This window comes from Streptosporangium sp. DT93, assembly GCF_049844535.1.
In the GTDB taxonomy this organism is placed as follows: Bacteria; Actinomycetota; Actinomycetes; order Streptosporangiales; family Streptosporangiaceae; genus Streptosporangium.
In genome coordinates this window covers 20,441-44,903 of sequence record NZ_JBNCLF010000006.1, presented here as the reverse complement: position 1 = coordinate 44,903, position 24,463 = coordinate 20,441, and the positions used below count along the sequence as shown (strand labels likewise).

General features: G+C 71.8%; 21 protein-coding genes. 5 read left to right on the top strand and 16 right to left on the bottom strand.

What is annotated here, in order from left to right; translation table 11 throughout:
* Positions 1-37: 37 nt before the first annotated feature.
* Positions 38-3,253, bottom strand: a complete 3,216-nt coding sequence (locus ACLQ2R_RS14900; RefSeq protein ID WP_425960081.1) for a BTAD domain-containing putative transcriptional regulator — start codon at positions 3,251-3,253, stop codon at positions 38-40.
* 178 nt (positions 3,254-3,431) lie between these two features.
* Here ACLQ2R_RS14900 and ACLQ2R_RS14895 point away from each other — a divergent pair, with 178 nt between their 5' ends.
* From ACLQ2R_RS14895 to ACLQ2R_RS14885, 3 genes are read left to right on the top strand one after another with little or no spacing between them, the layout of a single operon-like run.
* Entirely contained in the window at positions 3,432-4,712 is a 1,281-nt protein-coding gene (locus ACLQ2R_RS14895) for an MFS transporter (protein ID WP_425960080.1), read from the top strand.
* Between the two features lie 54 nt (positions 4,713-4,766).
* Positions 4,767-5,639, top strand: coding sequence for an RNA polymerase sigma factor SigJ (gene sigJ, locus ACLQ2R_RS14890; RefSeq protein WP_425960079.1), 873 nt, complete (start codon positions 4,767-4,769; stop codon positions 5,637-5,639).
* On the top strand, positions 5,636-6,100 hold the full coding sequence (locus ACLQ2R_RS14885) for a carboxymuconolactone decarboxylase family protein (protein WP_425960078.1): 465 nt from the start codon (positions 5,636-5,638) through the stop codon (positions 6,098-6,100). The genes sigJ and ACLQ2R_RS14885 overlap by 4 nt, the downstream gene beginning before the upstream one ends.
* Before the next feature lie 98 nt (positions 6,101-6,198).
* On the opposite strand, the gene ACLQ2R_RS14880 is transcribed toward ACLQ2R_RS14885, so the two are convergent.
* Positions 6,199-7,416 (bottom strand): FUSC family protein, encoded by a 1,218-nt coding sequence (locus tag ACLQ2R_RS14880; RefSeq protein ID WP_425960077.1) that lies wholly within the window; start codon positions 7,414-7,416, stop codon positions 6,199-6,201.
* A gap of 279 nt (positions 7,417-7,695) precedes the next feature.
* On the opposite strand from ACLQ2R_RS14880, the gene ACLQ2R_RS14875 reads away from it, so the two are divergent.
* The gene (locus ACLQ2R_RS14875; protein WP_425960076.1) at positions 7,696-8,352 is read left to right on the top strand and encodes a pyridoxamine 5'-phosphate oxidase family protein; all 657 of its coding nucleotides are present in this window, start codon (positions 7,696-7,698) and stop codon (positions 8,350-8,352) included.
* A gap of 303 nt (positions 8,353-8,655) precedes the next feature.
* Here the strand turns inward: ACLQ2R_RS14875 and ACLQ2R_RS14870 are convergent, their stop codons facing one another.
* The 11 genes from ACLQ2R_RS14870 to uvrA all read right to left on the bottom strand — a co-directional run bounded on the left by ACLQ2R_RS14870 (position 8,656) and on the right by uvrA (position 21,532).
* Positions 8,656-9,003: an RNA polymerase-binding protein RbpA gene (locus ACLQ2R_RS14870; RefSeq protein WP_012892502.1), complete on the bottom strand. Its 348-nt coding sequence runs from the start codon at positions 9,001-9,003 to the stop codon at positions 8,656-8,658.
* A 77-nt stretch (positions 9,004-9,080) separates the two neighbouring features.
* Positions 9,081-9,311 carry a preprotein translocase subunit SecG gene (gene secG, locus ACLQ2R_RS14865; RefSeq protein ID WP_386244472.1) on the bottom strand — a complete coding sequence of 77 codons (231 nt, stop codon included), beginning with the start codon at positions 9,309-9,311 and terminating at the stop codon, positions 9,081-9,083.
* 131 nt (positions 9,312-9,442) lie between these two features.
* The gene (tpiA, locus tag ACLQ2R_RS14860; protein WP_425960075.1) at positions 9,443-10,225 is read right to left on the bottom strand and encodes a triose-phosphate isomerase; all 783 of its coding nucleotides are present in this window, start codon (positions 10,223-10,225) and stop codon (positions 9,443-9,445) included.
* Positions 10,226-10,244: 19 nt separating this feature from the next.
* On the bottom strand, positions 10,245-11,438 hold the full coding sequence (locus ACLQ2R_RS14855; RefSeq protein WP_425960074.1) for a phosphoglycerate kinase: 1,194 nt from the start codon (positions 11,436-11,438) through the stop codon (positions 10,245-10,247).
* Positions 11,438-12,442, bottom strand: coding sequence for a type I glyceraldehyde-3-phosphate dehydrogenase (gap, locus tag ACLQ2R_RS14850; RefSeq protein ID WP_425960073.1), 1,005 nt, complete (start codon positions 12,440-12,442; stop codon positions 11,438-11,440). Before gap ends, ACLQ2R_RS14855 begins: the two co-directional genes overlap by 1 nt.
* A gap of 382 nt (positions 12,443-12,824) precedes the next feature.
* Entirely contained in the window at positions 12,825-13,805 is a 981-nt protein-coding gene (whiA, locus tag ACLQ2R_RS14845) for a DNA-binding protein WhiA (protein WP_362803627.1), read from the bottom strand.
* Positions 13,806-13,898: 93 nt separating this feature from the next.
* Positions 13,899-14,837, bottom strand: coding sequence for a gluconeogenesis factor YvcK family protein (locus ACLQ2R_RS14840; protein ID WP_386244485.1), 939 nt, complete (start codon positions 14,835-14,837; stop codon positions 13,899-13,901).
* A complete protein-coding gene (gene rapZ / locus ACLQ2R_RS14835) occupies positions 14,834-15,706 on the bottom strand; it encodes an RNase adapter RapZ (RefSeq protein WP_425960072.1) in 873 nt (290 codons plus the stop codon). Before rapZ ends, ACLQ2R_RS14840 begins: the two co-directional genes overlap by 4 nt.
* Positions 15,703-17,733, bottom strand: coding sequence for an excinuclease ABC subunit UvrC (gene uvrC / locus ACLQ2R_RS14830; RefSeq protein WP_425960071.1), 2,031 nt, complete (start codon positions 17,731-17,733; stop codon positions 15,703-15,705). The genes rapZ and uvrC overlap by 4 nt, the downstream gene beginning before the upstream one ends.
* A 114-nt stretch (positions 17,734-17,847) precedes the next feature.
* Positions 17,848-18,270, bottom strand: a complete 423-nt coding sequence (locus ACLQ2R_RS14825; RefSeq protein WP_425960070.1) for a Rieske (2Fe-2S) protein — start codon at positions 18,268-18,270, stop codon at positions 17,848-17,850.
* Positions 18,271-18,694: 424 nt separating this feature from the next.
* Positions 18,695-21,532: an excinuclease ABC subunit UvrA gene (gene uvrA, locus ACLQ2R_RS14820; RefSeq protein ID WP_425960069.1), complete on the bottom strand. Its 2,838-nt coding sequence runs from the start codon at positions 21,530-21,532 to the stop codon at positions 18,695-18,697.
* Positions 21,533-21,837: 305 nt separating this feature from the next.
* Between uvrA and ACLQ2R_RS14815 the strand changes: the two genes are divergently transcribed.
* Complete coding sequence (locus ACLQ2R_RS14815; RefSeq protein WP_425960068.1) at positions 21,838-22,479, top strand: MBL fold metallo-hydrolase; 642 nt, start codon at positions 21,838-21,840, stop codon at positions 22,477-22,479.
* A 15-nt stretch (positions 22,480-22,494) separates the two neighbouring features.
* Here ACLQ2R_RS14815 and ACLQ2R_RS14810 read toward each other — a convergent pair whose 3' ends face one another.
* The 3 genes from ACLQ2R_RS14810 to ACLQ2R_RS14800 all read right to left on the bottom strand — a co-directional run bounded on the left by ACLQ2R_RS14810 (position 22,495) and on the right by ACLQ2R_RS14800 (position 24,342).
* Positions 22,495-22,773 carry a hypothetical protein gene (locus ACLQ2R_RS14810; protein ID WP_386244502.1) on the bottom strand — a complete coding sequence of 93 codons (279 nt, stop codon included), beginning with the start codon at positions 22,771-22,773 and terminating at the stop codon, positions 22,495-22,497.
* Between the two features lie 113 nt (positions 22,774-22,886).
* Entirely contained in the window at positions 22,887-23,708 is an 822-nt protein-coding gene (gene pssA, locus ACLQ2R_RS14805; protein WP_362803606.1) for a CDP-diacylglycerol--serine O-phosphatidyltransferase, read from the bottom strand.
* Entirely contained in the window at positions 23,695-24,342 is a 648-nt protein-coding gene (locus ACLQ2R_RS14800) for a phosphatidylserine decarboxylase (protein WP_386244505.1), read from the bottom strand. Before ACLQ2R_RS14800 ends, pssA begins: the two co-directional genes overlap by 14 nt.
* Positions 24,343-24,463: the final 121 nt, after the last annotated feature.

Sequence of the window (24,463 nt, the reverse complement as noted above, 5' to 3'; positions counted from 1 at the left end):
GCGAGAGGCCGCCAACGCCGGAGGGCACGCGCGGCGTTCACGGGGCAAGCGTGATCTCGGCCAGGTCGCGCCAGTCCTCCCGCGCTCCGGCGCGGGCCGCCTCGGTGAAGGCGGTCTCGCCGAGGTGGTCCCTGGCGTCCGCGGCGATCCTGGAGGCGTCCGGCAGCGAGCGATCCTGCGTGCCGCGCACGGCGTCGCTCGCCGCGAGCAGCCGCACGGCCCGCTCGTACTCCCCCCGGCGCAACGCGAGATCCGCGACCCCGACCAGCACCTCGGCGGTCAGCGGCGGGTAGGCGTATTCCACGGCCACGCGGAACGCCTCGCTGCGGTACGCGCGGGCCTCGTCGAGATCCTCGGTGAGGTGGCCGCGCAGATTCATGACCCTGACGTCGAAGGAGGCGCCGTCGCCCAGCGCCGCCCCTGCCGTGGCCAGGTGCCGGTGTGCCGCCTCCGGTTCGCCGCGCCAGCACGCCAGTTGCGCCTCCGAGAGCGCCAGCTCGACGAGCGTGTCCGGCCAGGTGATCCCGCCCGCCCACCGCCGCGCGTCCGCCATGGCCGAAGCGGCGGCCCGCTCGTCGCCGAGCAGCCAGCGCAGCTGGGCCTGTCGCGCCCGCAGGATGATCAGATCTTCGGTCGCGCCCACCTCGGTCAGCGCCGTGACCGCCTCCTCGTAGTGCTCGCAGGCGCGCGCGAACTCGCCGCGCGTGGCGAGCCGGTCGGCCAGGAAGGTCAGCGCCATCGAGATCCCCCACCGGTCGCCCAGCGTGCGGAACTCGGCGAGGGCGATCTCGATGTCGGCGTCCACGCCGGTCTCGTCGCCACCGAACGTGAGCCGCAACCGGCCGTGGGTGAGCCTGGCCTGCGCGCGCACCCATGGATCGCCGTCGGCGATGAGCGGTTCGAACGCGGGGAAGAACTCCGTCGGTTCCCGCAGCATCCGCTCCAGCGGCTCGACGAACCCGAGCAGCGGGTTGCGGTACCCGCCGCGCCGGACGAGCCGGTGCGCCTCCTGGATCCACTCCCGCGCCCGGTGCTGGTCGCCGCCGGATCCGGAGGTCACGAACACCGTCACCATGGTGTACGCCATCGCCCGTGTCTCGTCGGGCACCTCGCCGGGCAGCGAGGCCGCCGCGATGCTCAGCTCGGTGCCCTCGTTCCTGTGCCCACTGAGGAACCAGTACCAGCCCGCGGCCACGGCCAGCCGCATCGCCTCCTTGGCCCATCCCTCGGCGATCGCCCCGCGCAGGGCCGCGCCGATGTCGTCGTGCTCGGCCTGGAGCACCGACAGCCATCTCAGTTGCCCGGCCCGGCGCAGGTGGGGATCGGCCGTCTCGGCCAGCTCGGTGACGTGGGCCAGATGCGCCCGGCGGGCCGGCTCGACCTCCCCGGCCTCGGCGAGCCGGTACGCCGCGTACTCCCTGACGGTGCCGAGCATGCGGTAGCGCGGCGTGTCCTCGCCGTCGGCGACCAGCAGCGACTTCTCGATCAGCGCGGTCAGCACGTCGAGCACCTGCTCCCCGGCGAACACGCCGGACGCCCCAGGCGCGCCGGACGCGCCGGAGCCCTCGGAGACGCCGGACGCGCCGAAGGCGGCGCCTGCGCACACCCGTTCGGCCGCCTCCAGGCTCGCCCCGCCGGAGAACACCGACAGCCGCCGCAGCACGGCACGCTCGGCCTCGGTCAGCAGGTCCCAGCTCCAGTCCACGACCGCGCGCAGCGTCCTGTGCCGGGGCAGCGCCGTACGGCTGCCGCCGTTCAGCAGGCTGAACCGGTCGTCGAGCCGGCGTGCGAGCTGGTCGACGGACATGGTGCGCAGCCGTGCCGCGGCCAGTTCGATCGCCAGCGGTATCCCGTCGAGCGCCCGGCAGATCCGCGTCATGGCCGCCAGCGTGCGCGCGTCCGAGCCGACGTCCTTGCGTACCAGCTCCGCGCGTTCGCGCAGCAGCCGCACCGCGGGCGAGGACCGGGCCTCGGCGGGGTCCGCTCCGCTCGCGGGCAGCGCGAGCGGCTCGACCTGCCACAGCGTCTCCCCGGTGATGCCGAGCGGTTCCCTGCTCGTGGCCAGGACCCGCAGCCTCCGGCACTCCCCCAGGAGCCGGTCCGCGAAGGCCGCGGCCTCCTCGATCACGTGCTCGCAGTTGTCCAGGACCAGCAGGATCGAGCGCTCCCGGACCGCGGCGACGAGCCGGTCCATCGGCTCCCCGCCCCGCGCGCCGCCGGGCAGTGCCTGGTCGCGCAGGCCGATCGCGGTGAGGGCGGCCCGCGCCAGGTCGCCGCCCGCCCGTACCGAGGCCAGCTCGACCAGCCAGGCCCCGTCCGGCAGCCCGGCGAGCATCGTCCGCGCGGTCTCCGTGGCCAGCCTCGTCTTGCCGGAGCCTCCCGGCCCCGTCAGGGTGACCAGCCGGTGCCCGGCGGCCAGGGCGGCGACCGCGGAGACGTCGTCGTCCCTGCCGACGAGACTCGTCAGCTCGGCGCGCAGGTTCGTCCTGCGGCTCCCGGCGCGCTCACCCACCTCGCCCCGCAGCAACGCGGTGTGCAGCGCGGAGAGCTCGGCCGACGGATCGGCGCCCAGCTCCCCGGCGAGCCGCTCGCGCGTCCGCCGGTACACGGTCAGCGCCTCGTTCACGCGCCCCGCCTCGGCGAGGGCCCGCATCAGGGCCGCGGCGAACCCCTCCCGCAGCGGGTACGCGGCGACCAGCCCGGTCAGCTCGGAGACCAGCTCCATGCCGCGGCCGAGGCGGATGTCGGCCTCCACCCGGTCCGCGAGCGCGGTGACGCGGAGCTCGTCCAGCCGCGCGACCGCGGCGTCGAACGCGTCGCTGTCGCGCGGCGCGATGCCGGCCATGGCCGTACCGCGCCACAGGGCCAGGGCCGAGCGCAGCAGGTCCGCCCGCGCCGTGAGCTCCGCGGGGGCCGTGGCACGGGCCACGCCGACCAGGTGCTCGAACCGGCACACGTCCACCGCGTCGGGGGCCACGGCCAGCCGGTAGCCGCCGGAGTCCGCCTCGATCACGCCGTCCGGCAGCACCCTGCGCAGCCGGGACACCAGCGCCTGCAGGGCGTTCACCTCGTCCGCGGGCGGCCGTCGCCCCCAGATCCAGTCCACCAGCCTCGTACGCGAGACGCTCCGGCCGGGTTCGAGGGCGAGCGCGGCCAGCAGCGCGCGCAGCCGGACCCCGGGGACCTCCACCACGGCCCCTTCGAAGTCGCGGACCTCGAACGGCCCGAGCAGTTCAACGCGCACATCAGTCATTGTGCCGAACCGTGGCCACGCCCCGAGCCGTCCGCCGGACGACGGTCCTGGGACGACGCCCGCGAGCGGCCCCGGGACCGTTTCACATGCCCCTCCGGTGCCGGGAAGGACGCCCGACCCCCTCACCCCCGGGACAAAGGAGTGGAAAAGATCCCCCGGAGCGGGTGATAGTGATCCGGTGGCAGAACCATCGGGAGACGGAACCGCGCCCTCACCGCCGCTGTGGCGGGACCGGAACTTCGGGGTCTTCTGGGTCTCCCAGACCCTCTCCGTCGCCGGGGACACGTTCGCCTACATCGCCGTCCCGCTGCTGGTGCTGCACGTGACCGGGTCGGTTGCGCAGATGGGGCTGCTGACGGGCGTGGCGGGGGCCGCGTCGGTGTTCGCCGGGGTCTTCGCGGGCGTCCTGGTCGACCGGTTCGACCGGCGGACGCTGCTGATCTGCTGCGACCTGGCCCGCCTGGCGCTGTACGGGCTCATCCCGCTGGCCTGGACGTTCGGCCCCCAGATCTGGCTGCTGTACGTGGTGCTGCCGCTCGGCGAGGCCGTCGGCATGGTCTTCCAGGTCACCTACGTGACCGCGGTGCGCAACCTGGTCGGGGGCGACCGCGTCACCGAGGCCAACGGCCGGCTGTACGCGACCGCCGCGGCGGCCGGTCTCGGCGGCCCGCTGCTCGCCGGGGTGGTGTCGGGGCAGTTCGGGCCGACCGCGGCGATCGGCGTCAACGCGGCGAGCTTCGCGTTGTCGGCGGCGGGCCTGTTCTTCGTCCGGTTCAGGAAGATCGAGGCCACCGAGGCCACCGGGGCAACCGAGGTCCCCGCGCCGGAGCGCCAGAGGCCCTGGCAGGAGTTGTCGGCCGGTGCCCGGTTCCTCTGGCGGCAGCCGGTGCTGCGCTCCCTGACGATCCTGCTGTCCTTCTTCATCTTCTTCACACTCGGGATGACCGACGTGCTGATCTACCACCTCAAGCACGACCTGGGCCGCTCCGACGGCACCGTCGGCACGGTCCTCGCGATCGCCGCGACCGGGACGATCGCCGGGGCCCTGCTCGTGGCACCCGTCCGCCGCAGGCTCGGGTTCGGCGTCACCTGGATCGGGTCCATCTCCGTCAGCGCGCTCGCCCTGGCGTGCGTCGGCCTCTCCGGCCGCGTCCCGGTGATCGCCGCCCTGATGGCCGTCTATCTCTGCGGCGTCAGCGTGGCCGGGATCTGCTCGATGTCGCTGCGCCAGCAGGTCACCCCGGACCGTCTGCTGGGCCGCGTCACCTCGGCGTTCTGGACGATCCACTTCTCCCTGGGCCCGGTGGGCGCGGCGGCGCTGACCTGGGGCGCGGGCGAGTACGGTGTCACCGTGACCTGTCTCGTCGCCGGTACCGCCTGCCTGCTGATCGCGATGACCGCGCTCCTGACCCCCATCCGCCGTCCCACCCCCGAGGACGCGGCTCCCGCCACCTCGTGACACGCGGCCGCGGAACGGATGTCACATACCCCGCGTCTGTCCCGTCCTTGTGACGTGAACGGTGACGAGGCCCTCGCGGCCGAGTTCGAGGCCATCCGGCCGCGGCTGGTCGGCGTGGCCTACGGGCTGCTCGGCAGTCTCGACGAGGCCGAGGACGTGGTGCAGGACGCCTGGTTCCGGCTGGGCAGGGCCGGGCGCGCGGAGATCGAGGACGTCACGGGCTGGCTGGTGGTCACGGTCTCCAGGCTCGCGCTGGACGTGCTGCGCTCGGCGCGCGTACGCCGCGAGGAGTACGTCGGGCCGTGGCTGCCGGAACCGGTGGTGAGCGACGGCGACCCGGCCGACCGGGTGACGCTGGACGAGTCGATGAGCCTGGCCATGCTGGTGGTGCTGGAGTCGCTCAGCCCGGCCGAGCGCACCGCCTTCGTCCTGCACGACGTGTTCGGGCTGTCGTTCGAGGAGGTGGCGCGGGCGGTCGGACGGTCGGCCGCCGCGTGCCGGCAGCTCGCCGCCCGTGCCCGCGGGCACGTCGCGGCGCGGGCGCCCCGCTTCGAGGTCGACGAGACCGAGCACCGCAGGGTGGTCGAGGCGTTCGCGCGGTTCGCCAGGGACGGGGAGGGCGACCTCGCCGCGCTGACGTCGCTGCTCGACCCGGACGTGGTGCTGCGCAGCGACGGCGGCGGGGTGGTGGGGGCGGCCCGGCGGCCGGTGCACGGCGCCGGCCGGGTGGCCCGCTTCGTGCTGGGGGTGGCCGGGAAGTACGGCCGCGACAACGTCCTGACCTCCGCCACGGTCAACGGCCGGGCCGGGCTGCTGCGCACGGCGAAAGGGCGGCTCAACGCCGTCTACGGGCTGACCGTGTCCGAGGGCCGGATCACCGAGATCGACATCGTGATGAACCCGGAGAAACTAAGGAGTGTTCGATGAAGCAGCGGATGAACGTCGCCGAGCTCGCCCCGGAGGCGTACCGGGCCATGCAGGCGCTGGAGAGGTACACGGCCTCCAGCGACCTGCCGCACGCCACGCGGGAGCTGGTGAAGATCAGGGTCAGCCAGATCAACGGCTGCGGCTTCTGCGTGGACATGCACTGCCACGACGCCAAGGCCGCGGGCGAGAGCGACGAGCGGCTGTACGCGGTGGCGGCCTGGCGGGAGACGCCCTTCTTCACCGAGGCCGAGCGGGCGGCCCTCGCCCTGGCCGAGGAGGCAACCCGCCTGTGCGACCGCGGCGAGACCGTGCCGGACGAGGTGTGGGCGCAGGCCGAACGGCACTACGCCCCGGAGACGCTGGCCGCGCTGGTCGTGACGATCTCGACGATCAACGCGTGGAACCGGATCTCCGTCATCACGCGCGCGGTCCCGGGAACGCTGCGCGGCCGCACCGCCTGACCGATCGGGCCGGACGAGGGGCGCCGGGTGAGGGGGTGCCCGGTCTCAGGCGAGGGGCGGGGGCGGGGGCACGCCCCCCGGCCCGCCCGCGCCCCGGCTCACACGAGGGCCTCGGGCACCCCGTCCCCGTCCCCGAGGACGGCCGGGTCGTGCGGGGAGTCGGCGTGCAGCGCCTTGAGGTTCGTCAGGATGCGTTCGGCGTCGGTGAGCAGGCTCCCGGTGACGGCCCAGCCGCGCGGCCGGTCCAGGCTGCCGGTGCGCACCTCCTCGGTCATCTGTTCCTGGATGGCGTCGGCCCGCTCCAGCGCGACGGAGATCATCGCGCTCAGCCGGGCGGGTTCGTCCGTCATGCGCATCCGGGCCCGTAGCGCCCCGGCCAGCAGGTCCAGCAGCTCGGCGTAGTCGCGCCCGAACTCCTCGCCGATCAACGACGGGCCGTCCTCGTGGGGGCGCCCGCGCTGGGCGGTGTGCGCCAGCGCCCGCACCACGGCGTGCAGGTGCACGCCGATCTCGCTCATCGCCGACAGCAGCCGCTGGTGGTCGTCCGCCTCGGGGATGCGCGCTCCGCGCAGGTTGTAGCGGCGGCTCTCGGCGCCGTCGGCGATGGCCGAGGCGGCGCGGGCCAGGTGCTTGTCCAGCCGCGTGGCCTGCCGCTGCCAGTCGGGCAGGCCCGACAGGTCGCAGCCCTCGCGCATCCCCGCGGCGACGTTCTCCAGCAGGGTGGCGGCCTCCCCGCTGAGGCGGCGTACCGCCTCGTGCGGGCGGCGGTAGTACAGCGGAGGCCAGACCACCGCGTTGATCAGGCCGCCGGAGACGGCCCCGACCCCGGTGGCCACCACGTAGGCCAGCAGGTAGCGCTCCTGGGACGCGGCGCCGAACGACAGCATCAGCACGGCGGTGGTCGCCACGTCGGTGCCGTGGCGGCCCATCCGGTGCCAGCGCGCCGCGACCAGCGCGGGGGGCACGACCAGGAGCAGGCCCAGCGCGGTGAGGCCGATGAGGTAGCCGACGCTACCGGCCAGTATCACCCCGGCCGCGACCGCGCACACCCGCCGCACCCCGTTGGTGAGGGTCTGGTACACGGTCGCGTGCACCATGATGACGGCGGTGGCGGGGGCGATCCACACGGTCTCGCGCGGCAGGAGGCGGTCGGCCAGGAACCAGGCCAGCACCGCCGCCAGGGTCGCCTTGGCGATCTGCCGCAGCTCGAAGCGCTGCTCGGAGTCGCGCTCGGCCAGCCCGGCCGCCTGCTCGCGTATGTACCGCACCTCGCGCCGGATCCCGGCGCGCAGCCGGTCCGTGCCCAGATCAACCATGCCCCGACGATCACGTAACGATCATCGTTTGGCAAACCGCGGGCATCGGCGGTATCGCCTCACCCCAGGATGCGGTGTTCTCGTAATGGTCATGCCCTCATACGGCGTAAGTCCTGAACATGCGGGCACACCGGTTATGTCGGATCGTTCGGTGAAGACGAAAGAAGACGTACGGGCGATTTGTTGCACTCCCTGAGCCGGCACCGGGGCGTCGCGCCGCCGCCCTCCCCCACCCGCGGCGTGAGCCGTACCGCCACCCGCGAAGAACAAGGAGTGTCGATGTCGGACATAACCCCCGCGCCAGACGGCCTCGGCCGCCGTGTCGCGCTCAACCGTGAACGTCTCGGCCTGACCCGTGAGGAACTCGCCGAGCGCAGTGGCATCCCCCCGGCCTCGGTGGAGTACCTGGAGGAGAACCCGGTCGGCGTGACCGACGGCGCGCTGTCGCACCTGGCCGACGCGCTGGACACCACGCGCGGCGACCTGCTCGCCGGTGACCTGGAACGGCCCCTGGACCACGAGCCTCCCCCGCCGAAGGAACTCGCGCCCGAGGAGTGCATGCGGCTCATCGCCCCCGGCGGCGTCGGCAGGGTCGCCTTCGACGGCCCCGCGGGACCGGCGGTCCTCCCGGTCAACTACCGGGTGCACGACGGTGTGATCGTCTTCCGTACGCGCTCCGGCGGGCCGATGGACCAGGACCTGCGCACCGGCGTCGGGGGCGTCGAGGTGAAGATCGGCTTCGAGGTGGACCGGATCGACGAGGCCCGCCGGGAGGGGTGGAGCGTGCTCGTCCAGGGCCCGGTCCACCACGTCTCGCCCGAGGAGCTGCCCTCGGTGGCGGGCCTGGGGGTCGAGCCCTGGGCGGGTGGCGAGCGGGACCTCTTCGTCAGGATCGCCCCCAGCCGGATCACCGGCCGCCGCATCCTCGCCTCCTGATCCCGTTCCGTCCGGGACCGTGACGCCACGGGACGTCATGGGACGCCACGGGACGCCGTGTGACGCCACGGGACGGGACGGCGACGGGCCCGGGACGGCGGAGGCGACGGGCCGACGACCGGACCGAACGGCTCAGGACGGGCCGAGGACCGGCTCTCGACGGCTCAGGACAGGCCGGAGACCGGCTCAGGACGGGCCGGAGACGTCGAAGGCCCCCGCGGGATCACCGCGAGGGCCTTCGACGACGCGCGGCACGAGGCCGCGCCGAGCCGGACCGGTGACCGGGCCGGACGAGCGTCAGGACTAGTAGATCGGACGCGAGGAGGAGCGCAGCCGCTCCAGGGCCTCGGCCAGGATCTGCGCGCCGTCCTTGTCGCTGCGGCGCTCCTTCACGTACGCGAGGTGCGTCTTGTACGGCTCGTTGCGCGGCGGGGCGGGCGGGTTGGCCTCGTCCTGACCGGCGGGGAGGCCACACCGGGGGCAGTCCCAGAACTCGGGAACGGCCGCGTCGCTCGCGAAGCTGGGGCGCGTCTCGTGCATGTTCGCGCACCAGAACGGCACCCGGACACGGGGGGCCGCCTCGCCGCGCTCCGCCTCTCCCATCGGGCCGGCACCCACACGGCTGCCACGGATCGCGTTGCCACTACCCACGGATGAACTCCTTGCTCGATGGCCCCGCCGCTTGGGGATGCGGGGACTGAACCACTGTCACGCCTGTTGAATCGGGGTCAGGGCCGCAGGAGCAGACCCAGCGCGATGATGCAGACGAACCACAGCACACCGGTGATGACGGTGAGCCTGTCGAGGTTGCGCTCCACCACGGAGGAACTGCCGAACGAGGACGAGAACCCGCCACCGAACAGATCCGAGAGGCCGCCGCCCTTGCCCTTGCGGAGCAGAATGAGCAGCATCATCAGCAAGCTCGCCAGCATGAGGGCGATGGAGATTCCGATTGTCACCGTTGACCTGTTCCTGTGTGCGCGTGGCCCGCGTCCGGGCACGACCCTGGTGTGACGCCGAGGCGTGACGATTCAAACTTGCTCTAAGAGGGTATGACGTGATGTCAAGTCGCACCCTCCGAATGGCTCAGTCAGTTCGACAATTCACCAAAACGGCAAATCTTGACGAACTCCCCGGGGTCGAGGCTCGCCCCGCCGATCAGTGCACCGTCGACGTCAGGCTGCGCCATGATGCCGGCGATGTTGCCGCCCTTGACCGACCCACCGTAAAGGATACGGACACCGGCCGCCACCTGCGCGTCGTACAGCTCGGCGAGTCGCGTCCGCAGGGCGCCGCAGACCTCCTGGGCGTCGTCGGGGGTGGCGACCTCGCCGGTGCCGATCGCCCAGACGGGCTCGTAGGCGACCACGACGGACGCCACCTGCTCGGCGGTGACCTTGCGCAGCGCCCCCTCGAGCTGGGCGAGGCTGAAGGCCACCTGCTCGCCCCGCCGGCGCACGTCCAGTCCCTCTCCCAGGCACAGGATGGGGGTCAGCGAGTGCCGGTAGGCCGCGTGCACCTTGGCGTTGACGACGTCGTCGTCCTCGCGGTGGTACTGGCGGCGCTCGGAGTGCCCGATGGTGACGAAGGTGCAGCCGAGCTTGGCGAGCATCGCGCCGGAGATCTCTCCGGTGTAGGCGCCGCCGTCGTACGCGGACAGGTCCTGCCCGCCGTACGTGATCCGCAGCTTGTCACCGTCCACCAGCGTCTGCACGCTGCGCAGGTCCGTGAAGGGCGGCAGCACGGCCACCTCGACCCGGTCGAAGTCCTTGTCGTTGAGGGCGAAGGCGAGCTTCTGGGTGTGGGCGATGGCCTCGAGGTGGTTGAGGTTCATCTTCCAGTTGCCGGCCATCAGCGGCTTGCGGACTGTCATCGGGCGCCTGCTTCCGGGTTCACTTCTGCTCCTCCAGGGCCACGAGGCCGGGGAGGGTCTTGCCTTCCAGGTACTCCAGGCTGGCCCCGCCGCCGGTGGAGATGTGCGAGAAGCCGTCCTCGGGCAGGCCGAGCTTGCGCACGGCCGCGGCCGAGTCCCCCCCGCCGACGACCGTGAAGGCCTCGGAACCGATCAACGCCTCGGCGACCGCGCGGGTTCCCCCGGAGAACGCCTCGAACTCGAAGACGCCCATCGGGCCGTTCCAGAACACGGTCCCGGCGTCGGCCAGCTTGCCCGCGAACAGCTCACGGGTACGCGGGCCGATGTCGAGCCCCTGGCGGTCGGCCGGGATCGCGGTGGCGTCGACCACCTCGTACTCGGCGTCCTCGGCGAACTCGACGGCCGCCAGCACGTCGACCGGCAGGACGAGCTCCACGCCGCGCTTGGCCGCCTCGTCGAGGAAGCCGCGCACCTGCTCGAGCTGGTCCTCCTGGAGCAGCGAGCCGCCGACCTCGTAGCCCTGGGCCTTCAGGAAGGTGTAGGCCATGCCGCCTCCGATGAGGAGCCGGTCGACCCTGGTCAGCAGGTTGCCGATGACCCCGAGCTTGTCGGAGACCTTGGCACCGCCCAGCACCACGACGTAGGGGCGCTCGGCGTCGTCGGTCAGCTTCCTGAGCACGTCGACCTCGGCCAGCACCAGCGTGCCCGCGGCGTGCGGCAGCAGGCCGGGCACGTCGTAGACGCTGGCGTGCTTGCGGTGCACCGCGCCGAAGCCGTCACCCACGTACAGGTCGGCGAACGCCGCCAGCTTCCCGGCGAACGCGGCCCGCGCGGCGTCGTCCTTGGACTCCTCGCCGGGCTCGAAGCGCAGGTTCTCCAGGAGGGCCACCTGGCCGTCCTGGAGGCCGTCCACGACCGCCTGGGCCGAGTCCCCGACCACGTCGGTCGCGAACGCGACCTCGGCCTCCAGGAGCTCTCCCAGCCTCTTGGCGACCGGGGCCAGGGAGAACTCGGGGTTCGGCTTGCCCTTGGGGCGGCCCAGGTGCGCGACGACGATCACACGGGCGCCGCGACCGGCCAGATCCTTGATCGTCGGCACCGAGGCGCGGATGCGCCCGTCGTCGGTGATGACGTCCCCCTCCAGGGGGACGTTGAGGTCGGCGCGCACCAGGACGCGCCGACCCGTCACGTCGAACTCGGTGATGTCCTTCATCAGAGGTCGGCGCCGACCAGCTCGACGAGGTCGACGAGACGGTTGGAGTAGCCCCACTCGTTGTCGTACCAGCCGACGACCTTGACCTGGTTGCCGATCACCTTGGTGAGGGGCGCGTCGAAGATGCAGGACGCCGGGTCGGTGACGATGTCGGAGGAGACGATCGGGTCCTCGTTGTAGGTGAGGTAACCCTTGAGCTCGCCCTCGGCGGCGGCCTTGAGCGCGGCGTTGACCTCCTCGACGGTGGTCTCGCGGCCGACCTCGACGGTGAGGTCGGTGGCCGAGCCCGTGGGGATCGGCACGCGCAGCGCGAAGCCGTCCAGCTTGCCCTTGAGCTCGGGCAGCACCAAGCCGATGGCCTTGGCGGCGCCGGTGGAGGTCGGCACGATGTTGATCGCGGCGGCGCGGGCGCGGCGCAGGTCGCTGTGCGGGGCGTCCTGCAGGTTCTGGTCCTGCGTGTAGGCGTGGATCGTGGTCATCAGACCCTTCTCGATACCGAAGGTGTCGTTGATGACCTTGGCCATCGGCGCCAGGCAGTTGGTGGTGCAGGAGGCGTTGGAGATGACCGTGTGGTTGGCCGGGTCGTACTTGTCGTGGTTGACGCCCATCACGACGGTGAAGTCCTCGTTCTTGGCCGGGGCCGAGATGATGACCTTCTTGGCGCCGTTCTCGGCGTGCACGCGGGCCTTGTTGGCGTCGGTGAAGAAGCCGGTGGACTCCACCACGACGTCGACGCCCAGGTCGCCCCAGGGCAGCTTGGCCGGGTCGCGCTCGGCGAAGGCCTTGATGGTCCTGCCGTCGACGATGATCTCGTCGGCGGTGCTCTTCACCTCGTACGGCAGGCGGCCGAGGATGCTGTCGTACTTCAGAAGGTGAGCGAGGGTGGCGTTGTCGGTCAGGTCGTTGACCGCGACGATCTCGATGTCCTTGCCGCTGGCAGCGACCGCACGCCAGAAGTTGCGGCCGATACGGCCGAATCCGTTGACGCCTACGCGGATGGTCACGGTGCCGATCTCCTCGTACGTCGGTGCGCCGATCCGGGGACCGGCGACTGGGGGTGTCTTGAAACCTCAAACACGAACCCTATCGGACCCAAATTGGTGTAGACCACTGGAGGGGTAGGGTGCGTTCTTCCTTAACCCATGAGTAGGTATCGCACCGTTCAAGCGAAGTGCCCGACTCGTCACTGTGCATGTCTCCGGCCCCACGGGGACCCCCCGTGACGGGCCGGCCCGCCCCCGCGTCAGGGGGCCGGCACGTCCACGACGAGGCCGGTCTCGGCGTCAGGTCCTCGTACGGCCACCGGATGCGCCGCCGCGCCGCCGCGGCATGTCCACGGCGAGGTCGGCCTCGGCGAGGTCGGCCTCGGTGAGATCGGCCTCGGCGTCAGGGGGCCAGCATGTCCACGGTGAGGTTGGCCTCGGTGTTGGGGATGCCGATGTCCTGGGCGCGCTTGTCGGCCATGGCCAGCAGGCGGCGGATGCGCCCGGCGATGGCGTCCTTGGTCAGCGGCGGGTCGGCGAGCTGGCCCAGCTCCTCCAGGGACGCCTGCTTGTGCTCCACCCGCAGGCGCCCGGCGACCACCAGGTGCTCGGGGGCCTCCTCGCCGAGGATCTCCAGGGCCCGCTGGACCCTGGCCCCGGCGGCGACCGCGGCGCGGGCAGAGCGGCGCAGGTTGGCGTCGTCGAAGTTGGCCAGCCGGTTGGCCGTGGCCCGGAACTCCCGGCGCATCCTGCGGTCCTCCCAGGCCAGCACGCTGTCGTGGGCGCCCAGCCGGGTCAGCAGCGCGCCGATCGCGTCGCCGTCGCGGACCACCACCCGGTCCACACCGCGCACCTCCCTGGCCTTGGCGTGGATCTTGAGGCGCCGGGCCGAGCCGACCAGCGCCAGTGCCGCCTCCGGGCCGGGGCAGGTGACCTCCAGCGACATCGAGCGCCCCGGCTCGGTGAGCGAGCCGTGCGCCAGGAACGCCCCCCGCCAGGCGGCCTCGGCGTCGCACGTCGCCCCCGCGACGACCTGCCGGGGCAGCCCGCGCACCGGGCGGCCGTGGTTGTCGATCAGGCCGGTCTGGCGGGCCAGGGCCTCCCCGTCGCGGTAGACCCGCACGAGGTAGCGCGAGCCCTTGCGCAGTCCGGCCGGGGCCAGCACGAGCACCTCGGCCTTGTGCCCGAAGACCTCGCCGATGTCCTTGATGAGGCGCCTGGCGGTGACGTTGGTGTCGAGCTCGGCCTCGATCACGATCCGCCCGCTCACCAGGTGCAGCCCGCTCGCGAAGCGCAGCAGCGTCGACACCTCGGCCTTACGGCAGCAGGGCTTCAGCACCGGAAGCCTGCTCAGCTCGTCCTTGACCACACCGGTCATCGCCATGCGCGTTCGTCCTCCCCCATACAGACCCCTTGCGGCCCGAGGTGAATCGGGCTCACAGAAGTTTCTCGCACTCCTGAGCACCGCTGACCAGGATCAACGCTTCTCACGGAAAATCTCGTCCAGGACGGAGGCAAGACGTTGCGCATCATGTCGCGGCGAGCCGTCCTCGTCGGCCACCGGCGCCAGGACCAGCCGTCCGCCCAGGTCGGCGGCGGCCTTGGCCAGCGCGTCGCGGTCGTCGGTCACCCCGGTGTCGGCGACGACCACGTCCACCGCCAGCGAGGCGGCGTGCTGGCGCAGCACCTCCAGGTGCTTCTGGGGGGAGAAGCCGTCGGTCTCGCCCGCCTGGGGGGCGAGGTTCAGCGTGACCAGGCGGCGCGCGCGGGTGGCCAGCAGCGCCTCGGCCAGCTCGGGCACCATCAGGTGCGGCAGCACGCTGGTGAACCACGAACCGGGACCGAACACCACCCAGTCGGCGTCCAGGACCGCCTCGACCGCCTCGCGGCAGGCCGGGGGGTCGGCCGGGAGCAGCGAGATGGCCCGCACCCGGCCGGGGGTGAGCGCGCAGGCCACCTGTCCGCGCACCGTGCTCACCCGGCCGTCCAGCTCCACCTCGGCGGCGATGTCCAGCGGCACCGACGACATCGGCAGCACCCGCCCGTGCGCGCCGAGCAGCCGCCCGAGCCAGTCGAGCCCGGCGACCGTGTCGCCCAGCCGCTCCCACAGCGCCACGATCAGCAGGTTGCCGACCGTGTGGCCGTGCAGGTCGCCGTCGCTGCGGAAGCGGTGCTGGACGACCTCGCTCCAGGTGTGCCCCCACTCGTCCTCGTCGCACAGGGCGGCCAGGGCCATCCGCAGGTCCCCCGGGGGCAGCACGCCGAGCTCGCGGCGCAGGCGCCCGCTGGACCCGCCGTCGTCGGCCACCGTGACCACCGCCGTCAGGCGGGAGGTGACCCTCCGCAACGCCGACAGCGAGGCGTACAGCCCGTGTCCCCCGCCCAGTGCGACGACCTTGAGACCCTCATCGTTCACTCCCGGCCCACATCCCGATGGCTCACCTGCACCTCCATGCCACCCCGGTCCCGCAGCCGCCCGCCGATCTGCTCGGCCATGGCGACGCTGCGGTGCTTGCCGCCGGTGCAGCCGACGGCGAGCGTGGCGTAGCTCTTGCCCTCGCGGGTGTAGCCCGAGGCGATGATCGAGACCACCTCCTCGTAGGCGTCGAGGAGTTCCTTCGCACCCGCTTGGTTGAGAACGTACTCCCGTACGGGGGCGTCCAGGCCGTTCATGGGGCGCAGTTCCGGCACCCAGTGCGGGTTCGGCAGGAAGCGGCAGTCGACGACCAGGTCCGCGTCGACGGGCAGGCCGTACTTGAAGCCGAAGGAGACGACGTTGACCCGCAGGCCGGGGCGGTCCTCCCCGCCGAAGAAGGCGACGATCTTCCCGCGGAGCTCGTGCACGTTGAGGTTGGAGGTGTCGATCACCAGGTCGGCGTTGGCCCTGACCTCGCGCAGGATGCCGCGCTCGCGGGCGATGCCGTCGACCAGGCGGCCGTCGCCCTGCAGCGGGTGCGGGCGGCGGACGTTCTCGAACCTGCGGACCAGCTCCTCGTCGCTGGCCTCCAGGAACACCACGCGCACGGCGACGCCGCGCCCCTCCAGCTCCTCGATCGCGCTGTTGAGATCGCTGGTGAAGGCCAGGCTGCGCACGTCCACGACCGCCGCCACCTTGTCGGCGGCCAGCTTGACCCTCCCGGCCTCCTCGGCCATGGCGAACAGCAGCCCCGGCGGCAGGTTGTCGATGACGAACCAGCCCAGGTCCTCCAGGGCCTTGGCCGCCGTGCTCCGCCCCGCCCCGGACATGCCGGTGACCAGGACGAACGCGGAGTCTCTCTCGCTCATGGGTGCTGCCCCTTCAAGGCCGAAACGATCGTCTCGGCCGTCGACGGGCCGATTCCGGGAACCTCGCGGATCTGCTCCGCGGTCGCCTCTCGCAGCCGTTTCACCGATCCGAAATGCTTGATCAGCGCCTGCCTGCGGGCCGGGCCGAGGCCGGGGACCTCGTCCAGGGCGCTTTCCGTGACGCTCTTCGACCTCTTGGCTCGATGGTAGGTGATGGCAAAGCGGTGGGCCTCGTCGCGTACCCGCTGGAGGAGGTAAAGGGCCTCGCTGGAGCGGGCGAGGATCACCGGGAGGTCCTCGCCGGGCAGCCAGACCTCCTCCAGGCGCTTGGCCAGGCCGCACACGGCCACGTCGTCGATCCCCAGCTCGTCCAGGGCCCTGCGGGCCGCCGCGGCCTGCGCGGGACCGCCGTCGACCACCACCAGGTTGGGCGGGTACGCGAACCTGCGGGGCTTTCCGGTCTCCGGGTCGATGCCCGGCGCCCGCCCGCCCCCGTCGGGCTCCGCTCCGTCCGGCGCGATCCTGTCCGGCCCGATCCTGTCCGGCCCGATCGCGTCCGGCCCGGCTCCGTCCGATCCGATCGCGTCCGGCCCGGTCCCGGCGTCGAGCTCCCCGATCTCGGAGCGTTCCTGCAGGTAGCGCTTGAACCGGCGCGAGAGCACCTCGTAGATGGAGGCGACGTCACCCTCGGTGGAGCGCACCGAGAAGCGGCGGTACTCGCTCTTGCGGGCCAGGCCGTCCTCGAAGACCACCATGGAGGCCACCACGTCGGTGCCCTGGATGTGGGAGACGTCGTAGCACTCGATGCGCAGCGGCGCCTGGTCCAGGGCGAGGGCGTCGGCGACCTCCTGCAGCGCCCTGCTGCGCGAGGTCAGGTCGCTGGCGCGCCTGAGCTTGTGCTGCTTGAGCGACTCGGCGGCGTTGCGCTCGACGGTCTCCATCAGCGATCTCTTGTCGCCGCGCTGGGGGACCCTGATCTCCACCCGGGCGCCGCGGTGCTCGCGGAGCAGCTCCGAGACCGCCTCGGCCTCGGGCGGCAGGACGGGCACCAAGACCTCCCTGGGCAGCGCCTCGGCGGCGGCGTCGCCGTACATCTGCAGCAGGAACTGCTCGACCAGCTCCCCGGGCGTGACCTCGCCGACCTTGTCGACCACCCAGCCGCGCTGGCCCCTGATGCGCCCGCCGCGGACGTAGAACACCTGGACGGCGGCCTCCAGCGGGTCCTCGGCCAGCGCGACCACGTCGCAGTCGGTGGTGTCGCCCAGGACCACGGCCTGCTTCTCCATGGCGCGCTGGAGCGCCTGGACGTCGTCGCGCAGCCTGGCCGCCCGCTCGTACTCCTGCTCGACGGCGGCCTGGCGCATCTCGCGCTCCAGCCGCTTGACGAACCGGCCGGTGTTGCCCGCCATGAACTCGCAGAAGTCGTCGGCCAGGGCGCGGTGCTCGGCGGCGCTGACCCGGCCGACGCAGGGGGCCGAGCACTTGTCGATGTAGCCCAGCAGGCAGGGGCGGCCGATCTGCTCGGCGCGCCTGAACACTCCGGCGGAGCAGCTCCTGATCGGGAAGACCCGCAGCAGCAGGTCGACGGTCTCCCTGATCGCCCAGGCGTGCGAGTAGGGGCCGAAGTAGCGGGTGCCCTTGCGCTTGGCGCCGCGCAGCACCTGGACCCGGGGGAACTCCTCGCCCATGGTGACCGCGAGGTAGGGGTAGGACTTGTCGTCGCGGTACTTGACGTTGAAGTGCGGGTCGTACTCCTTGATCCAGGAGTATTCGAGCTGGAGCGCCTCGACCTCGGTGCCGACGACCGTCCAGTCGACGGCCGCGGCGGTCGTGAGCATCGTCTGGGTCCGCGGGTGCAGGCCCGCGAAGTCCGCGAAGTAGGAGTTCAGCCGCTGGCGGAGGTTCTTCGCCTTGCCGACGTAGACGACCCTGCCGCCCGCGTCCTTGAACCGGTAGACGCCGGGGGACTCGGGGATCGACCCCGGCTTGGGCCGGAAACCGGCCGGACCACCAACAGATCTCGCCACACCGAGAGCCTATCGGCCCCCACCGACAGGTTTCCTTGCAGGAACGGGACCGGTGACGGCGCGGGCCCCGCGGCCGAGGAGTGTGTCCCCGGCAGCGAGACCTGAGCCGGGGGATCAGGCCAGCGTGATGGAGTCGCCGTCCACTTTGATCGACTTCTCGGGCAGCGGCTTGGTCGCGGGGCCGTCGACCACCGAACCATCCGTGATCTTGAACTTGCTGCCGTGACAGGGACAGTCGATGGTGCCACCGGCCACCTTGTCGACGTCGCACCCCTGGTGGGTGCAGGCGGAACTGAACGCCTTGAACTCACCGGCCGTGGGCTGGGTGATCACGAGCTTCTGGTCCTTGAAGATCTTGCCACCGCCCTCGGGGATGTCGGCCGTCTTGGCCAGCGCCTCGGCACCGGAGTCGGCGCCCGTCCCCGCACCGGTGTCCGTGCTCTTCTCCGGGGCCTGCGAGGCCGCGGTCGAGGAGGCCTCGCCGCCCTCGGCGGCCGGCTCCCCGTACCCCGCGCAGGCGGTCAGCACCGCCGCCATACCCGCTCCACCGGCACCGAATATCACCGTACGACGCGTCGTCTCGGTCATGTGTCTCCTCCAGGATCGTCATGTTCAGGTACGGCCAGCGCCCCGATGACGGTTCAGCATGCCGTACATCGCATCAGGAGACTGTGAAGAAATACGTCCCCGGGCAGGTCCGCGGCGCCGGGTCCCGGCGGGTCCCGGCGGGTTCCGGCCGCCGGGCCCGCGCCTCGCGGCATCCCGGCTCCGGGTCCCGCCCGGAACCGTCGTCGCACCGGACCGGCACCCGTCACGCTACCCGCGCCCGGCACCCCGCCCGCCCCGTGACCCGGCACCCCGCCCGCCCCGGGGCCGGGCGGCCGGCCGGCCCGGTCACGGGTCGCGTGACCGGGCACGGCGGCCCGGCCGCCCGGATGCGCTCGGGTGCGCTCGGGTGCGCTCAGCCGAGGATCTTGCGCAGGAAGCGGCCGGTGTGGCTCTCGTCGACCAGGGCCACCTCCTCGGGCGTGCCGACGGCGAGCACGCTGCCGCCCCGGGAACCGCCCTCCGGGCCCATGTCGATCAGCCAGTCCGCGGTCTTGATCACGTCGAGGTTGTGCTCGATCACGATGACCGTGTTGCCGCCGTCGACGAGCTTGCCCAGGACGCCCAGCAGCCTGCGGATGTCCTCGAAGTGCAGGCCGGTCGTGGGCTCGTCCAGCACGTAGATCGTGCGGCCGGTGGAGCGGCGCTGCAGCTCGGAGGCGAGCTTGACGCGCTGGGCCTCGCCGCCGGACAGCGTCGTGGCGGGCTGGCCCAGCCGGACGTAGCCCAGGCCGACGTCGAACAGCGTCTGCAGGTACCGCTTGATCGACGGGATCGAGTCGAAGAAGCCCAGGGCCTCCTCGATCGGCATGTCGAGCACCTCGGAGATCGTCTTGCCCTTGTAGTGGACCTCCAGGGTCTCCCGGTTGTACCGCGCGCCGTGGCAGACCTCGCACGGCACGTAGACGTCGGGCAGGAAGTTCATCTCGATCTTGAGGGTGCCGTCCCCGGAGCACGCCTCGCACCGGCCGCCCTTGACGTTGAAGCTGAAGCGGCCCTTCTGGTAGCCGCGGACCTTGGCCTCGGTGGTCTGCGAGAACAGGTCGCGGACCTTGTCGAAGACGCCGGTGTAGGTCGCCGGGTTGGAGCGGGGCGTGCGGCCGATCGGCGACTGGTCGACGTGCACGACCTTGTCGACCAGGTCCATCCCGTTGATCCGCGAGTGGCGGCCCGGCACGGTGCGCGCCCCGTTGAGCTCCTTGGCCAGCGCGCTGTAGAGGATGTCGTTGACCAGCGTGGACTTGCCGGAACCGGAGACCCCGGTGACCGCGGTCAGCACGCCGAGCGGGAACTCCACGTCGACGCCCTTGAGGTTGTGCTCGCGGGCGCCCTTCACGGTGATCTGGCGCTTCCTGTCGCGCTTGCGGCGGGTCGCGGGGATGGTGATGGACTTGCGGCCCGACAGGTAGGCGCCCGTCATCGAGTCCTCGGAGGCCAGCAGGTCGGCCACGGTGCCGGAGACGACGACCTGGCCGCCGTGCTCGCCGGCGCCGGGGCCGATGTCCACCACCCAGTCGGCGGCGGCGATGGTGTCCTCGTCGTGCTCGACCACGATGAGCGTGTTGCCCATGTCACGGAGCCTGATCAGCGTCTCCAGCAGCCGCTGGTTGTCGCGCTGGTGCAGGCCGATGGAGGGCTCGTCCAGCACGTACAGCACGCCGACCAGGCCGGAGCCGATCTGGGTGGCGAGCCGGATGCGCTGCGCCTCCCCGCCGGCGAGGGTGCCCGAGGCCCGGTCCATGGTCAGGTAGTCCAGGCCCACGTCGAGCAGGAAGCCCATGCGGGCGTTGATCTCCTTGACCACCCGCTCGGCGATCTGCATGTCGCGGTCGGAGAGCTTCAGGCCCGCCAGGAAGACCGCGCAGTCGCCGATCGACATCGCCGAGACCTCGGCGATCGAGCGGCCCTCGACCGTGACGGCCAGCGAGACCGGCTTGAGCCTGGCCCCCTTGCAGGCCGGGCACGGGATCTCCCGCATGTAGCCTTCGTACTTCTCGCGCATGCCGTCGCTGTCGGACTCGCCGTGGCGGCGCTGCACCCAGGGGATGACCCCCTCGAAGGTGGTGTAGTAGGAGCGCTGGCGGCCGTAGCGGTTGCTGTAGCGGACGTGGACCTGCTCGTCGTGGCCGTACAGCAGCGCCTTCTGCGCCTTCTTGGGGAGCCGCTCCCAGGGGGTTTCCAGGGTGAAGCCGATGGTCAGGCCGAGCGCCTCGACCAGCCGGACGAAGTAGTCGCTGGTGTGGCCGCCGGCCCACGGGGACAGGGCGCCCTCGCCCAGCGGCCGTTCCGGGTCGGGCACGATCAGGTCGGGGTCGACCTCCATGCGGACACCCAGGCCCGTGCACTCGGGACAGGCGCCGAAGGGCGAGTTGAACGAGAACGAGCGGGGCTCCATCTCCTCGAACGACAGGTCGTCGTAGGGGCAGTAGAGGTGCTCGGAGTAGAAGCGCTCGCGGTTCGGGTCGTCCTCGGGCAGGTCGACGAACTCCAGGGTGATCGTCCCGCCCGACAGGTTCAGGGCGGTCTCCACCGAGCCGGTCAGGCGTCCTGAGGCGCCCTCCTTCACGGCGAGGCGGTCGACGATCACCTCGATGTCGTGCTTCTCCTGCTTCTTCAGCGTCGGCGGCTCGTCCAGCCGGACCACGGTGCCGTCGACGCGGGCGCGGGCGAAGCCCTTGGCCTGGAGCTGGCCGAAGAGCTCGCCGTACTCCCCCTTGCGGCCGCGGACCACCGGGGCCAGCACCTGGAAGCGGGTGCCCTCGGGCAGCTCCATCACCCGGTCGACGATCTGCTCGGGGCTCTGCCGGGCGATCGCCCGCCCGCACTGCGGGCAGTGCGGCTTGCCGACGCGCGCCCACAGCAGGCGGAGGTAGTCGTAGACCTCGGTGATCGTGCCGACCGTCGAGCGGGGGTTGCGGCTGGTGGACTTCTGGTCGATCGACACCGCGGGCGAGAGCCCCTCGATGAAGTCGACGTCGGGCTTGTCCATCTGCCCGAGGAACTGCCGCGCGTACGCCGACAGTGATTCGACATAGCGGCGCTGGCCCTCGGCGAAGATGGTGTCGAAGGCCAGGCTCGACTTCCCCGAGCCCGACAGGCCGGTGAAGACGATCAGAGCGTCCCGCGGAAGATCCAGCGAGACGTCCTTGAGGTTGTGTTCCCGTGCGCCACGCACGATGAGGCGGTCAGCCACAGCAGTCCCGACGTCGATAGAGAAGGGTTGAGAGCGGTCGCGGGAAGACTAGCGAGAGCGACCGACAGTTTCCCGGACCGGCATCCGGGGCCCGGGTGTCCCGGCCCTGTGAGGGCCCGTTTCAGGGTACGGCCTCTTCCCGGACGCGTCAGGCCGCTCACGTACTCAACGATCCCGGCACCCCCCTTATGCCCCGGCCCGCCCGCGAGGCGCGATGATGATGGCGACGACGGTGACGGTGACGGGCACCGACAGGTACCCGCCCCGCACCCTCGCCTTCCCGCGACCCCGTCCGAGGAGAACCCGTGACGTACACCGGTGACGTGCAGGTGGGCGGCCCCGCCGACCTGCGCGAACTGCCCGCTCTGACGATCTCCAAACTGGCCGTCGGCCCGTTCGACAACAACGTCTACCTGCTGCGCTGCACCGAGACCGGGGACGGCGCGCTGATCGACGCCGCCGCCGAGCCCGACCGGCTGCTGGAGCTCGTCGGGGACCTGCCGATCAGCAAGATCATCACCACCCACCAGCACGGCGACCACTGGCAGGCCCTGGAGGCGGTGGCCGCGGCCACCGGCGCCTCGGTGATCGCCCATCCCCTGGACGCGCCCGGACTGCCGATCCCGGTGGATCTGGAGGTCGGGCACGGCGACGGGATCACCGTCGGCGTGGTCAGCCTGGAGGTGATCCACCTGCGCGGTCACACCCCGGGCTCGATCGCCCTGTACTACCCCGGTCACCTGTTCACCGGGGACTCGCTCTTCCCCGGCGGGGTGGGCAACACCAACAAGGACCCCGAGCGGTTCGCCCAGCTCTTCGCCGACGTGTCGGAGCGGATCTTCGACCGGCTGCCGGACGACACCTGGGTCTATCCGGGCCACGGCGGGGACACCACACTCGGCGCGGAGCGCCCCTCACTGCCCGAATGGCGCGAACGCGGCTGGTGACCCCCGCGACGGGCGTCAGCGGGTCGTACCGCCGAAGATCCGGAGGATCCGGTCCGCCGCCGCGGACGGATCCTCCACCCGCTCGACCAGGTCGCCCCAGGACCAGCGGTAGAACCAGCCCTCGGCGAGCGGGACGCAGTCGACCGTCTCGCTGAACAGCGCCGCCTCGGGATCGCTGACCCGAAGCGACGGCGGGCTCCGCCTGAGCGCCGTGACGACGCCCCGGCTCTCCAGCTCCCGGGCGAGGAGTCCGAGGAAATAGGTGCGGGTGTGCTCGCGTGGCTCGGTCGCCATGCGGCAATTGAACGCGATCGTCCCCGTGAAGAAAAGCCGGATCAGGGGTTCCGGGGGGAGAACGGGGCCCCGGATGGCACATCCGCGACCATCCGTCCCCGTCCGGACGGCACTCAGCCGACCCCGGCGGACGCCTTCCGCTTCTCGCGCTTGAACATCAGGACCCGCAGCGGGATGCTGGCCACGATCGTCAGCTGCATGACCGCCCCAACCTTGATCAGGGTGTCCCCGCCGGCCAGGCCCGCGACCCAGATGGTCAGGCAGGCCACGTTGATCATCATCCAGGCGAGCACCCCGGCGGCCAGGTTGCCCTTGGGCTTGGGGTACTCGATCCGGCTCACCATCAGGTACGCGACCGCGAAGACGGGCAGGATCGCCCAGCTCGACGGGGGGAAGAGCAGCACGATCGAGACCACGGTCATGGCGCCCATCGGGATGGGAAGGCCCATGAAGTCGCCGCTCTTGGTCTTCACGCAGGCGAAGCGCGCCAGCCGGATGACACCGGCCAGCAGCACCGACGCCGCGGCGGCCATCACCAGCAGGAAGGGGACCTGCTGGTTGAAGCCCGCCCAGATGACCACCATGAAGGCGGGGGCGAAGCCGAAGCTGATCACGTCGGCGAGGTTGTCCAGCTCGGCGCCCATGGCCGAGGCGCGGAACTTCCTGGCCACCAGGCCGTCGAACAGGTCGCAGGTGGCGCCGATCAGCAGCAGCACCACGGCGGTGCCGAAGAAGCGGGGGTCGGCCGCGAAGGGCTTGCCCTCCTGCAGCGCGCTGATGGCCGACCAGGCCAGCACGCAGACCGCGAGGAACCCGCACAGGGCGTTGCCGAGCGAGAGGGAGTCGGCGGCCGACAGGCGGAACGCCTTGCCCACCGGCCCCCGTGGCTCGTCGTCCGTCTCGTCCAGCGGCCAGCTCGCGTCAGCCGTGGTCAAGAGCCGTCACCCCCGCGACGGTCCTCTCGCCCACCGAGACCGCCGGGGCGATCCCCTCGGGGAGGTAGACGTCGACCCGGGAACCCAGCCTGATCAGGCCGATCCGCTCGCCCTTGGCGACCTTCGCGCCCGCGGCCACGTACGGCACGATCCGGCGCGCGACCGCACCGGCGATCTGCACGAACTCGATGTCGCCCAGCGCGGTGTCCAGGTGCCAGACGACCCGCTCGTTGTTCTCGCTGTCCTTGTCGAACGCGGGAACGTACCCTCCCGACACGTGCCGGATCGAGGTGACCGTACCGGCCAGGGGGGCCCGGTTGACGTGCACGTCGAGGGGGCTCATGAAGACCGCCACCCTGGTGCGCCCGTCCGGCCACGGGTCGATGCTCTGCACCACGCCGTCGGCCGGTGAGAGGATCCGCCCGGTGCCCGGCGTCCGGTCGGGGTCGCGGAAGAACCAGAGCATCCCACCGGTGAGCGCGGTCAGCGGGAGCGCCGCCACCGCCCAGCGCCGGTCACGGCGGCTGAGCAGGGAGGTCAGCGCGGCGCCGGCCACGGTCGGGAGCAACCACGGGGAGACGCCACGCGCCAGGCCCAGCGGGCCTGGCCTGTGGCTTGCTGAATCGTGGGACACAGGGAACCTTTTGTGATGTCTTGCGGCATTAGACCGGTATGTCTACCCGCTCTGGGGCAGGATGTTACCCATCTCTCAGCCCTTATAAGGCGCAATGAGACAAGCAAAGCGCCTCATGCGC

What these genes read in the sequence shown, in the direction of transcription:
- ACLQ2R_RS14885 (WP_425960078.1), top strand. Translation starts at nt 5,636, where the DNA reads ATGAAGCAGCGGATGAACGTCGCCGAGCTCGCCCCGGAGGCGTACCGG.
- ACLQ2R_RS14875 (WP_425960076.1), top strand. Translation starts at nt 7,696, where the DNA reads ATGTCGGACATAACCCCCGCGCCAGACGGCCTCGGCCGCCGTGTCGCG.
- ACLQ2R_RS14900 (WP_425960081.1), bottom strand. Translation starts at nt 3,253, where the DNA reads ATGACTGATGTGCGCGTTGAACTGCTCGGGCCGTTCGAGGTCCGCGAC.
- ACLQ2R_RS14825 (WP_425960070.1), bottom strand. Translation starts at nt 18,270, where the DNA reads ATGGCGGCGGTGCTGACCGCCTGCGCGGGGTACGGGGAGCCGGCCGCC.
- ACLQ2R_RS14810 (WP_386244502.1), bottom strand. Translation starts at nt 22,773, where the DNA reads ATGGCGACCGAGCCACGCGAGCACACCCGCACCTATTTCCTCGGACTC.
- ACLQ2R_RS14855 (WP_425960074.1), bottom strand. Translation starts at nt 11,438, where the DNA reads ATGAAGGACATCACCGAGTTCGACGTGACGGGTCGGCGCGTCCTGGTG.
- whiA (WP_362803627.1), bottom strand. Translation starts at nt 13,805, where the DNA reads ATGGCGATGACCGGTGTGGTCAAGGACGAGCTGAGCAGGCTTCCGGTG.
- tpiA (WP_425960075.1), bottom strand. Translation starts at nt 10,225, where the DNA reads ATGACAGTCCGCAAGCCGCTGATGGCCGGCAACTGGAAGATGAACCTC.
- rapZ (WP_425960072.1), bottom strand. Translation starts at nt 15,706, where the DNA reads ATGAGCGAGAGAGACTCCGCGTTCGTCCTGGTCACCGGCATGTCCGGG.
- ACLQ2R_RS14880 (WP_425960077.1), bottom strand. Translation starts at nt 7,416, where the DNA reads ATGGTTGATCTGGGCACGGACCGGCTGCGCGCCGGGATCCGGCGCGAG.